This is a genomic window from Burkholderia sp. RF7-non_BP4 (genome assembly GCF_001521935.1).
GTDB classification, from domain to species: Bacteria; Pseudomonadota; Gammaproteobacteria; order Burkholderiales; family Burkholderiaceae; genus Burkholderia; species Burkholderia diffusa.
On sequence record NZ_LOTA01000034.1, the window covers coordinates 107,184 to 118,926 of the forward strand.

The 11,743-nt window shown below is 56.9% G+C and carries 13 protein-coding genes; 5 read left to right on the forward strand and 8 right to left on the reverse strand.

The genetic code is table 11. The annotated features are described in order from the left end of the window. Positions 1 to 14 precede the first annotated feature (14 nt). Positions 15 to 866, reverse strand: a complete 852-nt coding sequence (locus tag WS49_RS14315; RefSeq protein WP_059529965.1) for an AraC family transcriptional regulator — start codon at positions 864 to 866, stop codon at positions 15 to 17. A gap of 58 nt (positions 867 to 924) precedes the next feature. Between WS49_RS14315 and WS49_RS14320 the strand changes: the two genes are divergently transcribed. Both WS49_RS14320 and WS49_RS14325 read left to right on the forward strand, forming a co-directional pair. Continuing rightward, positions 925 to 1,548, forward strand: coding sequence for a LysE family translocator (locus WS49_RS14320; RefSeq protein ID WP_059529460.1), 624 nt, complete (start codon positions 925 to 927; stop codon positions 1,546 to 1,548). A 344-nt stretch (positions 1,549 to 1,892) separates the two neighbouring features. Beyond that, the gene (locus WS49_RS14325) at positions 1,893 to 2,369 is read left to right on the forward strand and encodes a hypothetical protein (RefSeq protein ID WP_059529463.1); all 477 of its coding nucleotides are present in this window, start codon (positions 1,893 to 1,895) and stop codon (positions 2,367 to 2,369) included. Between the two features lie 371 nt (positions 2,370 to 2,740). Here WS49_RS14325 and WS49_RS14330 read toward each other — a convergent pair whose 3' ends face one another. From WS49_RS14330 to WS49_RS14355, 7 genes are all read right to left on the reverse strand, one after another. Further along, positions 2,741 to 3,238, reverse strand: coding sequence for an AAA family ATPase (locus WS49_RS14330; protein ID WP_059529466.1), 498 nt, complete (start codon positions 3,236 to 3,238; stop codon positions 2,741 to 2,743). A 129-nt stretch (positions 3,239 to 3,367) separates the two neighbouring features. Further along, positions 3,368 to 3,910, reverse strand: coding sequence for a hypothetical protein (locus WS49_RS14335; RefSeq protein WP_059529469.1), 543 nt, complete (start codon positions 3,908 to 3,910; stop codon positions 3,368 to 3,370). A gap of 101 nt (positions 3,911 to 4,011) precedes the next feature. Next, entirely contained in the window at positions 4,012 to 4,788 is a 777-nt protein-coding gene (locus tag WS49_RS33585; RefSeq protein WP_081332274.1) for an NAD(P)H-dependent oxidoreductase, read from the reverse strand. Between the two features lie 62 nt (positions 4,789 to 4,850). Continuing rightward, on the reverse strand, positions 4,851 to 5,318 hold the full coding sequence (locus WS49_RS33590) for an acetyltransferase (RefSeq protein ID WP_081332273.1): 468 nt from the start codon (positions 5,316 to 5,318) through the stop codon (positions 4,851 to 4,853). A gap of 75 nt (positions 5,319 to 5,393) precedes the next feature. Further along, entirely contained in the window at positions 5,394 to 5,852 is a 459-nt protein-coding gene (locus WS49_RS14345) for an NUDIX hydrolase (RefSeq protein ID WP_059529476.1), read from the reverse strand. 78 nt (positions 5,853 to 5,930) lie between these two features. Further along, positions 5,931 to 6,815, reverse strand: coding sequence for an NAD(P)-dependent oxidoreductase (locus tag WS49_RS14350; protein ID WP_059529478.1), 885 nt, complete (start codon positions 6,813 to 6,815; stop codon positions 5,931 to 5,933). Between the two features lie 118 nt (positions 6,816 to 6,933). Further along, positions 6,934 to 7,620, reverse strand: coding sequence for an ArsR/SmtB family transcription factor (locus tag WS49_RS14355; protein ID WP_059529481.1), 687 nt, complete (start codon positions 7,618 to 7,620; stop codon positions 6,934 to 6,936). A gap of 97 nt (positions 7,621 to 7,717) precedes the next feature. On the opposite strand from WS49_RS14355, the gene WS49_RS14360 reads away from it, so the two are divergent. The 3 genes from WS49_RS14360 (at position 7,718) to WS49_RS14370 (ending at position 11,651) form a co-directional block, all read left to right on the forward strand. Further along, positions 7,718 to 9,130: an MFS transporter gene (locus WS49_RS14360; RefSeq protein WP_059529484.1), complete on the forward strand. Its 1,413-nt coding sequence runs from the start codon at positions 7,718 to 7,720 to the stop codon at positions 9,128 to 9,130. 224 nt (positions 9,131 to 9,354) lie between these two features. Further along, the gene (locus tag WS49_RS14365) at positions 9,355 to 10,299 is read left to right on the forward strand and encodes a LysR family transcriptional regulator (protein ID WP_059529487.1); all 945 of its coding nucleotides are present in this window, start codon (positions 9,355 to 9,357) and stop codon (positions 10,297 to 10,299) included. Positions 10,300 to 10,490: 191 nt separating this feature from the next. Beyond that, positions 10,491 to 11,651, forward strand: coding sequence for an enolase C-terminal domain-like protein (locus WS49_RS14370; protein WP_059529489.1), 1,161 nt, complete (start codon positions 10,491 to 10,493; stop codon positions 11,649 to 11,651). Positions 11,652 to 11,743: the final 92 nt, after the last annotated feature.

The window sequence follows — 11,743 nt, forward strand, 5'->3', positions numbered from 1 at the left end:
CCGGGAGGTGCGCACTATCGTGACTCGTGTGCGTTTGAGACACTGCGCGTTGTTTCAATCCACCTCCGGGGTGTGAAACCGAAGGCCCCTTTGAAGTGTCGCGTCATATGGCTTTGGTCAGCGAAGCCGGCTTCGGCGGCGGCCACCGAAAGCGATGCTCCCTTCTCGAGCAGATTCCGCGTGATATCGAGTTGGCGCAAAGTGCGGAACCGGCGGGGGCTGGTGCCGAACAACAGGCGGAATTGCCGGGCGATGGTCCATCGATCCATTCCGGCAATTTGTTCCAGTTCAGTCATCTTGAACTGCCTGATCGGTTCCGCTGTAATCATGTCTCGCACTCGGGAAAGTTGCGGAAGTGCCAGAGGTTCTGTTTTGCGGATGCCACGATTTCCAGCCGCTTCTTCGAGAAAATCAGCGATAGAGACGATGAATTCGGTTCGCGACAGATCGTCGAACGGCTCATCGAAACGCATCAGCCTTCCAGTGATGTCGTCTGGCAAACGAGATATGTCTGTTACCGGCGAGCCAACAAAGGGTAGCGTGCGGCCGCGCAAGGCGGCTTGAACGAGAGCGGGATCGATATAGGCGATGCGATAGGCAAATCCTGCTTCCGTCGCAGCCTTGCCATCATGGAGTTCATCGGGATGCAGGATGTGGCATTGCCCCGGTAGGCAGTGGTGTTGCTCGCGGCGATAACGAAATGCCTGAACCCCGCTCACAGTAATGCCAATGGCATAGGTATCGTGACGATGAGCGGAAAAGGCTTCCCTGGAGAAGCTTGCTTGCGCAAGCTGCAGACCCTTGGCATCGGGTCCAAATATCAGTCCATGGCTACCGCTGCAGGGCAGCTCCGCACAATCATTCAAGACAGTCTCTCCATCGCTCATCTAACGTCAAGATCGTGATCATTTTGACGGAGCTTACATGCATGATTCAGTGGCGTGGATGCCGGGCAATTGGCAGCCGATTCTGCTCTTCGTACTCCAATCATTGCTTATTATGGGTAGCCCTGGGCCCTCAACCGTCAGTGTAACAGCCGTCGCGGCTTCTTATGGCGTTGGTCGCTCGCTCCGCTATACATGGGGTTTGATTGCAGGAACGATAGCTGCGCTAGTGTTGGTTGCGTTCGGCGTTATGGCTTTCGTGACGTCGTTTCCGTTCGGGGCGCGTGCTCTGAGCATCGTTGCGGCAATCTATATCTGCTATCTCGCTTACCAGATCGCGACCTCTCCACCTTTGTCGAGCCTTCCGGACCAAGCCGCCGCCCCTCCGTTCGTGGCGGGTTTTGTCCTTGCGGTTGCCAATCCCAAGGCCTATCTCGCAATTGCCGCTGTATTTGCGGGAGCTACGATTTACACCGAGAGCGCCATTGATGCTTGGATGAAGACATTGATCTTGAGTCTCATGATCGTTGTGATTCATTTTGGATGGTTGCTGGCGGGAACGATGCTGTCGAGGCTATTACGCCATCCTTTGACCTCACGTGTCGTGAACGTGTTCATGGCCCTCCTCCTAGTGGGGATGACCGTCTTTGAACTGATCAAGTAATGGAACAAGTAATGTAATACGTTAAATCGATGATCATTGCGGGGAAGATGCCGTTGCCATATCTTCGATGATCCCATCTTTCTTGATAATCGCCCGGCATCACCCGTGCAAGCGGCGCGCCTGAGCCAGTGGGCGGCAAGATCACGATGCGGTATTCGATACGTCGAGACTGAAACCGTATGGTTTTGCATTCGGATGCCACAACCTGTGCCGGATATATATAAGAAAGGTTCTGCAACGGTTGGACGCCGCTGCCCAAAGTCGGCAACGGATCAGAGGGCATCGTGGGTACTAAACTAAGAATCAGATTCTAATCACTAGGAGCCGATGTCGGAGCGCCAGACATGCAATATGCACTCGATGTCTTTATCGATACGCTGAAGTCTTTCGGGATCTACCCAGAGAGCGAAGCCGTCGAGCGCTCGGGGCTGCAACTCACCCAAGAGGTCGGCCGAAGGAAGACTTATCGAGACAGTCGATCAAACAAGTTTAGTGTGTACAGTGGTGTTAAAGGCAAAATCAATTCGGTCGAGATGACCCTCAGATCAACAGATATGGACAGCTTAGACGGGCCGAACGAATATGAAGCCGTTATCACTAGCTTCAATGACGATTTTGATAACGTCTGGGCGGACCTAGGCAGAATCCTCGGAAACACCGGTGTAGTATCCGAGAACCCCTATCGCGATGCCCTGCGTGCAGTTAGCTGGCACATTGACCCAGAAAATCAGCTCACTCTTGAGCTACGCCACGAGGACAAGGAGTTGCCGGTCCGCCTTGTGATGGCCTTCCTGGCGCCGCGAGAGGAAGAGTCAGCGTAGGGACGGCTTGCCGCCTCGGTTACTTCCGGACGAGTGCCGGACGTTTGTGCCAGGCGAGGCGGTGCGCCAGAGACTCGGTGATGGGAGCGCGCGCGGCTGGATTGCTGCCCTTCCGCGTTGATGTTCCCCTCGCGAGACAAAGGGATAAGGATGCCCGTGGTCAGATGAGGCAATTGCGTGCTCGGTAGCACTATGGGGCGGCCTAACCCCGTATTGACAGTTTTTGTGCCATTTCAGCCTGGTAACGTGTGCGTTGCCGCTGCGTGCGTCAAGGCAGGTCGAGGCCAATAGAACGAGCATCATCACATGCCCTTATCAACCAAATGAAGGCGGATTGAGGGCAACTTCACCACCATGACGGAACTTTGTCCTCAAGTCACCACATGGACGCCGTACATTTCGCGCTCGATCTCATCGATGGGTTCCCAATGATCACTTGCTAGCTCGAAAAATGTATCCGGCACTTCCATGGCATATGTCGCGCCACGTTCCCGATTGCGCCTGCGGACGCGTTCCCGCCGAACCTCTCGCGGGGCATCGACTAAGTAAATTGCCAACTCGTAGCCGGCCTCACTGGCCTGAGTATAGAAACGTTCGCGGTTGATCTTCTCCACCAGTCCTAGCTCAAGGACTACGTCATGACCAGCATCAAGGACTTCCTTAGCCGTTGCCCAGATCTGTTCCAGACAGCGCTCTTTCCTAGTTATATACCAGTCCATCACATTCACCGCAGGACGATCAGGACTGTAGAGTCTGACGAACCACGCATCGAGGATGAACCCTGGTGCTGCGTATTGCTTTCGGAGCGTAGCAACGAACGTGGACTTACCGGCTCCAACGGGACCTTCAACCAAGTGAATCTTCGCCATTTCAGTTAATCCATTCAAAGAGGGGCGCAGCGAATCGCATACGATGCCTCGGTGCGGCTTTCGCCTACTCTGCAAAGGCTAGGCGCCCCTTGCAAACCTGATGAATGAGCTAGCATTAGCCCTGTTTATTCACGCAACCGGATTCATAGGCCCAGTGGCAGCCTCCTGGACCATATCGGAAATTGTATTCGCAGCCTTGCCATGCCGATCGGCGTCCTGGTTCACGATGGGCTCGCCATTGTGGTGAAGTGTCCAGCATCCTTGGGATGCTGAGGGTGCGATCGAGATACCTATCTCCGCAATTTTTTTGTCAACTGCTTTATCGTAGGCATGTTGAAGTCCTGCAGCGGTGAGCGCCTGCTTTGCTTGCTCTATGCCGGCGACAATGAGTTCCAGTGCAAACTCCTGCTTGTTGCAGTTTAGAATTTCCGTCACCGCATCCAGTTCGGCCAGGCGAATCGCATCGATACGAATGTCAAGATCGCAAACCAGTTCTTTGCGCTGTGAAAACGCCATGAGATAAGCATTCGCGCCATAGACGTTCCCAAAGCGTTCTGTGCGTTTACTTGCCAGTATTTTCATAGCAATGAAATCCGAGAACCCGGCGCTGTAAGCGCCAGCCTCCCCCTTCTCGGCGTTTACCTTGAGAGCTTCCGAATAGGTCATGCTCATGTGAACCTCCTGTTAGAAATGAATTCCGAAATCGCATGCTGCAGGAGAGGGCCACTCCATAACAAAGCATCCCGCGGTGTCTATTCCGATAACTCCATGCGTTATCGACTTTCGTCACCTAATCGATGGCGAACGAACGGGCTATATACTGGAGCGTCTGGCTTCAGGCTTACCCCGTCAGTAAAGTCGTCTCCATGATTGAAGGGAATCGAAGGCCATGTCGACCAATGTTGCAGCCTTACGCGATAGTCGATGGCTCGTTGCTCAAGGAAGTGGCGTTGCTGTTGAGCCTCCTTACCCGATAAACCGCCACGAACGCCATGGATGAGATAGGGTTCCAGCACGGTAAAGCCAAGGTAGTGCAGCGCGTGCATGACGGGCCACAGAAGCAGACGCATATCGCCGTCGCGTCCATCCGGTGCACAAGCTTGGGCCGAAGAGCCGGCCGTGGACACAATCAGGGCCTTTTTCCCGCGCATCACGCCGCTTTCGTAACGATGCTGGCTCCGATATAAACCGCCGTAAACGAAAACTCGGTCCATCCATCCTTTCATAATGGCGGGCATCCCAAACCACCAGAATGGAAATTGAAGTATCAAGGCGTCGGATTTCTGCAAAAGCTCAATGTGTTGTGCGACTACGGGTGGCAGAGTATTGGAGCTCCAATGATGACGTTGCTCCTGCATCGGATCAAATTTATCTCCGCTCTTCAGCGAAGAATAATGCCAGGATGCTTCACGTGGTTCGAAATCCTCTGCGTAGAGATCAAGGACGGTGGCGTCATGTCCTTGAACACCCCATGCCTGTCTGGCGAGTTCAGCCAGGTACGCATTAAAAGACCTCTGCTCAGGGTGAGCCAATACAATGAGCGCATGCATGCGGCCTCCCTCTGCACTAGTTGCCATTGCAACGGAACAATTCCCGCGATATGAAGCAGATACTAGTCTTCAGTCAATTCCGAAGAATGTCTTGTCGACTTGTACCGAAGGTGTATCAGGGGATATGGTCGTCCTTGACCGTCCACGTTGGATCGGCCGCACGGTTCGAATCCCAGCCTTTCATAGAACCCGACCGCTTGGTGATTCTGTTCGTTGACATCAGTCGAAAGGCTAGGGTGGCGCCTTATGGCCTCTCGCACGAGGACCCGGCCAACGCCCCGCCCGCGGTGATCCGGGTCGACAAATAGAGCTTCCATGTGATCGCCATTGAGTAACATGAAAGCAACGGCACGACCTGACTCATCAACCGCCAAATCCAGCGGCGCCTCAGGGAGAAATGCGGCGACCTCGGACTCAATATCCCGGCGATCCGCCGCAGCAAGGAAATGATGTGTTGCATCAACGGAGCTTCGCCAAATTTCCATTACTCGAAAACTGTCCATTGGCATTGACTTTCGTATCGTGATCATAGCGTTTTTGGTGTCGATTAAATTTTTCCGTTTAAAGGATGCGCCATGTGGTGTGCACCGTGGTGAACTGAATTCCTATTGGCTCGGCTGCCTCGTATGCGCTGTCGTCAGCTCTTCGGCGCGGCGCACTACGCTGCGCACGCCGAAGCTCATGACCAGATTTTGCCGTTCAAGCTCAATGAGGTTGACCCACTGGGCATCGAGCGCATCGTCGCCGGCCACGGGCTCTCCCTGCAGCCATTCGCACAAGACGGCAATGAGCACGAAGTGCTGGCGCAATTCGCCCTCGGAGCTGTGGTCTAAGGCCTCCAACGCGGTGAAGACGTTCCGTGGGGAGACGCTAATGGCCGTTTCTTCGTGTACCTCGCGGACGACAGCTTCCAAAATTGTCTCGCCGGCCTCGATCTTCCCTCCAGGAAGACCCCAGCGACCAGCGTCGGGTGGATTGGCACGTCGAACGAGCAGGACCTCTTGTTTCCTTAGGACGACACCAATCACGGCTGGAACGGGCTGTACGGACGACGTGACGTTCATTTGCAAGGACGAAGGAGAAGGGCCCGTCTGTTAAGGCCCTTGCAGGGCAACGTAACCATGGCACACGGCGCAATAGGGCTATTGCACTGTTCCGGTCCGCCACTCAATCGCACGGATGACCGCCGCCATGTCCAATGACCCATGCCCCAAGGCCACGGTTTCACCATAAAGTGCGTGGCAGACGTCAAGCAAAGGCGAGGCGAGACCTGCGCTTCTCGCAGACTCCGCTACCAGCCGGCTGTTTTTCAGCACGTCGGTGATGGCGGCTTGCACAGTAAAGTCCTGCGTCGTGAGTTTATCCAGCTTCACGCGCGAAATATCGCTGGCCATCTGGCCGTTGTTCAGTACGCTGGTAAATTGCGCGAGGTCCATGCCGTGGCGCTGGGCGAAGTGAGTGGCTTCCGCCAGGCCGGTGACCATCGTGATGAGGTACAGATTGACAGCGAGCTTCATCGTCAGCGCGGAAGGGACTGCGCCGCAGATAATGCTCTCGCGACACAGAGGTTTGACGATGTTGCGCACCTCCTGCACGTCCTCAGGCGCACCGGCCAGCATGACGACGAGTTGACCTGCTTCCGCGGGCTTGCGCGAACCAGACACAGGGGCTTCAACGTAATGGCCAGCGGCGGATTCGATCTCAGTTGCGAGCGCTCGTGAATAGCTGGGCGAGGTCGTTCCCATATTGACGATCACATGTTCGCGCACGCGAACGGAAAAATCGGCGGTATGGCGGCCAAGCACGGTATCGATTGCGTCGTCATCGGCCAGCATGAGAATGACAACGCGGCATTGTGCGAATACGTCGACAACTTTCTCGACCGTACATGCGCCGGCTGCACCCAACTCGGCGTATCTATCCTTGGAGCGGCTCCAGACCGCGACAGGCGCACCGCTGCGGGCGAGGTTGAGCGCCATCGGGGTCCCCATGACCCCGAGCCCGATGAATCCGATTTGTTCTTGCATATTGCACCTTGCGGGTGAATAGACAGTCCTTTATATCCATACCGCAGCAGAGTGTCTTGAACGATTGTGCAGAAGTCCTGCCGGCGCCTCGTGCGAGCAGATACTGTGGTTTGTGCCTTTACAAGCGGCGAGTGTGCTGCGCCTGCGCCGCGGCTTCCACGCGCAAGCCAGCGGCCCACCATCCGGGAAACCCGTCGCTCACGCGGTCCGCGCTAAATCCCTTGGCACGCAGCAACGCGACAGCCTGGATAGAGAGCACGCAGTAGCGGCCGCCACAGTAGGCGAGAATGTTCTGATTCCGCGGCAGTTCGCCCAGATGGCGCTCTAGCTCTTCTGTCGGGATATTGATAGCACCGGGAATGTGCCCCGTTGCATAGTCTTCTGCCGAACGGACATCCAGTAGCAGAGCGCCGTCTTTTAGTCTGTCGATCAGTTCCTCGATTGACACGCCATCGAGGTGTTCCGGGTGATGAACGCTGTCCGCGATCACGCGTCGCATTTCGGTGCGCTGATGGGCAACGTAGTCGTGCAGTGCAGCGACCACATTGGCCACCGGTCCACTGCCGATGCGGTACATCACGTGCTTGCCGTCGCGTCGGGACTGGACGAACCCAGCCCGCTTCAGTTGCAGCAAGTGCTGCGATGCGTTGGTGATCGACAGTCCCGAAAGTTCGGCCAGCCGCTCCACTGAGCTCTCCCGCTGGAAGATGGCCTCCAGAAGCGCTAAGCGATGAGGATGCCCAAGGGTCTTGGCGACATCCGCTAGATCATCTAAAGGTTCGGTGGGGCGCGCGATTGTTTTCATGACGGCAAAACAGGATCTCGTTGACAGCAAGATATCATCGATCTAACATTCCATCAATAGTTGGAATGATGTTTGTTTCTTGTGCAGAGGACGAAAAATGAGGTCAACGGAAACGCGGCAACAAACTTCATGGGGCGAGCTGCTTCAAGGACGCAACGGACTCCGCTCCATCGCGCTCGCCGGTGGCGTCGCGCTGCATGCGGTGAACATCTATGTGGTCACGACGATCTTGCCAACCATCATCGACGAGATCGGTGGCCTCGGGTACTACGCGTGGAATACCACCTTGTTCGTTGTGGCGTCGATCGTGGGATCGGTGCTGTCAGCAAGGCTGATCGACACGATGGGGCCGCGCCTGGCCTATCTGCTCGCACTCGCCGGCTTTTCGCTGGGGGTGGTCGTGTGTGCGACAGCTGCGTCGATGCCCATTTTGTTGTTAGGCCGGACGGTGCAGGGGTTGGGCGGTGGCGTGCTGTTCGCGCTCAGCTATGCGCTAATCCGAGTGGTGTTCGATCCGCGTCTTTGGCCCAGGGCGATGGCGCTCGTTTCGGGTATGTGGGGCGTGGCTACGCTTTGCGGCCCAGCCGTCGGCGGGGTGTTTGCCCAAACAGGGCATTGGCGATGGGCGTTCTGGTCACTGCTGCCCGTTGCTCTGTTGTTGGCGTTGATCGTCCTTGTGCAATTTGGCGGACGTACTGTTGGCTCGGCGGCAAGCACTCGCGTGCCGTTGCGCTCAATGGTGCTGTTGGTACTCGCGGTCTTGACGATTTCCATTGGCAGCTTGTCACGGCAGCTCGCGTGGAATGTCATCGGCATCCTCATCGGCGTAGTCATCACTGTCGTCATCGCACGCATCGATATGCGAGCCGACACGAAGTTGCTGCCATCCGGCGCCTGGTCGCTTTCAACGCAACTCGGCGTGATCTACGCAATGATGGGGCTGCTGGTGGCTGGGATGACGACCGAGATTTTCGTGCCGTACTTCTTGCAGGTGATCCACGGGATGACGCCGCTTGCGGCTGGCTATATGACGGCGATAATGGCGGGAGGGTGGACCCTCGCTTCGTTGTACAGCGCGGGGCGTGGCGAAGCTGGGCTGACGTACCGATTCATTAGGATCAGCCCGCTCATCGTGCTGATGGCGTTACTCGTTTTGGCGGTCGCAATGCCCATCACTGCAGGGGGTGGCGCTCTGGTGGGTAGTGCGGTGTATTGCTTCGTTCTTGCAGCGGTCGGATTCGGTATCGGTTTGAGCTGGCCACATCTCCTGACACGAGTGTTTTCCGCGGCTGTTTCAGGAGAAGAAACGCTCGCGTCTTCGTCCATTACGACCGTACAACTCTATGCAACGGCGCTCGCCGCCGCACTGGCCGGTGTGGCAGCCAATGCTGGTGGACTGACCGATCCTGGTGGCGTCGAAGGGGCGCGATCTGCAGCGCTGACGCTGTTCGCATCGTTTGCCGTTGCCCCGCTACTCGCGGCGTTGCTGTCTGCACGCGTGCGACGCTGAAGTATTTGGAAATCATCTGTGGAGTCACGCGGTGTGGTGTAGCCCTCGTACGCGTCGATGTACTGACTCTTTCCTATCAGGGCTGCATTGTGCCTGCACGAAGCCGATGATGCTCGGTGTTTGCGTCGCGACCTGATGGAAAGTGGCTTGAGGAACATCGGTTTGCCGTTGCGCTTTACATCGATCGTGAAGGCTGCAAGGCTGGTCGTCAGGAAGGAAGACATATGGAACTTCGCCACCTTCGCTGTTTCCTGGCCGTTGCTGAAGAACTCCATTTCGCCCGGGCTGCGGAGCGATTGCATATCGAGCAATCTCCGCTATCACGCGCGATAAAGGAATTGGAAGAAGATCTTGGTGCCCAGCTTTTTATGCGCACCACGCGCAGCACCCGCCTGACCCGAGCGGGTAGGCTATTCTTGGAGCACGTGCCGCGTGTCTTCACTGCGTTGCAGCAAGCGCGAGACAGTGTGAAGGCGGCCGCCAATGGCTTTCACAGCCAGTTGCGGGTCGCGCTTTCGGATGGCATCCCGCCGTCGCGTTTCTCCACCTTCCTGGCGCTGTGTCGTCAGGAAGAACCGGAGATCGAGATACGCCTATCGGAGGTTCCACTGACACAGCAGATCAAAGGGCTGCATGACGACCTGTACGACGTAGGGTTTGCACGCTCGGATGAGGTCGACGACGGCATCATCGCTGAAGCAGTTTGGAGCGATCCCTTGATGATCGCTGTGCCTGCTCGTCATCCTTTGCTGACGTACAAGAGAATCCCATTGGAGGAGGTGCTCCGCTATCCGCTGGTACTCGGAGATCCCCATGCGTGCGAAGGCTACTCTCGGCAGATTGAACGAGTGCTGCGGCGAGTCGACCGAGAACCGTTGATTGCGGAGCGGGTGGCATCCGTTGACTTGATGATGGCACTGGTGGCAGCAGGCTTTGCTTTGGGTTTGGCTGGTGCCTCGCAGATCGTCAACAGCCGCGAACCGGGTGTGGTTGCTCGGCCACTGGCAGGCCAAAAGCTCATGCTTACCACGTACATTCTACGTCTGGATAACGAACCTTCGGAGACGTTGGCACGTTTTATCGAACGGACAGGCACCCTCGAAGCATCTGCCGAGAAGAAGTCGTCCATACTATCCGACCTCGACGCTTCAGAGGCGATCGAGACATGAACAAATTCGTGCTGCTTTTGCTTGCTGCGGTATTGACGCGCCTGCGGCACGTCCGAACCCATCGAGACCGTGGAAACGCTTGCTGCTCATCCCAAACGGTGGCTACGGTCTTGAAAGCAAGCTAAGCGAGAGACGAGGCGGCTATCTATTGCGGAACTCCGCCTCCCTTACACGTCATGTGTTGAAATAGCATGCACATTATCGATATCCGAGAGAAATCCATTCCGGTTTCCCGATATGAAGATCCGTCCATCCCGTCCGGTGGACTGACGACTAGCCTTGTAGCCATCACGACCGATGTTATGCGCAACGGCAAACCGGTGGTCGGCTACGGCTATGCGTCGGTCGGTCGCTTCGCACAGGGTGGGCTGATCCGTGAACGCTTTGCAATGCGCCTGCTGACGTCGCCAAGCGGCAGTTTGGCCGACGAAAAGGGCACCAACCTCGACCCGTTTCGCGCTTGGCATACGATGATGGCTGGCGAAAAACCGGGCGGCCATGGTGAGCGCTGCGTGGCTGTCGGTACGCTCGACATGGCTATTTGGGATGCTGCCGCGAAGATCGCCGGTCTGCCGCTATACGCTTTCCTCGCGCAGCGGTTGGGCGCCACCGCGCAGGCATGTGTGCGGGTGTATGCGGGCGGCGGGTATCGCTATCCGCAGGACGATCTTGCACGTTTGTCCGACGAGATGCGCCGTTGCATTGATCTCGGTTTTACGCACGCCAAGATTAAGGTAGGCGGAACCGGGCTCGACGCAGATTGTCGGCGCATCGAGGCCGCGGCTGCGCGGTTGCCCGGCGCGGATCACCTCGCTGTGGATGCGATGAATCTGTACGACCAAGATACCGCATTGCAGGCCGCTGCCGCGCTGGCGCGATATGGGCTTTGGTGGCTCGAGGATATTTGCGACCCGTTGGATTTCGCTACACACGCACGGGTGGCCAAGGCGTACAGGCCGCCCATCGCAGCGGGCGAGGCACTCTTCTCGCAAGCAGAGGCGCGCCTGCTTGCCCAATACGGTGGTTTGCGCAGCGCGCGTGATGTGCTGGTCTTCGATCCGGTGCACTGTTATGGAGTGCTAGGTTACCTACGCATTATCGAAACCATGACCGCCGATGGCTGGCCGCAACACGCGTTCTGGCCGCATGGTGGGCATCTCTTCGCGTTGCATCTGGTGGCAGCGCTTGACCTGGGTGGCGCGGAGATCAGCCCGTTCGCGTTTGCACCGTTTCGCGGACTGCCGGATGGCTCGTGTATCGAGGCGGGCCGTGCCGCGTTGCCTCAGATGCCCGGCATCGGTTTCGAGGCCCATACCGAAGCGTGGAAGATGTTTCAGCAAGCATTTGTGTGAGTGATCAGGCCACCCGCCGAAGGAGCAGTCGACGTTCTCATTGTTCCGATTCGCACAAAACTTTGTCTTCCTAACTCGATACGCCGCACTGC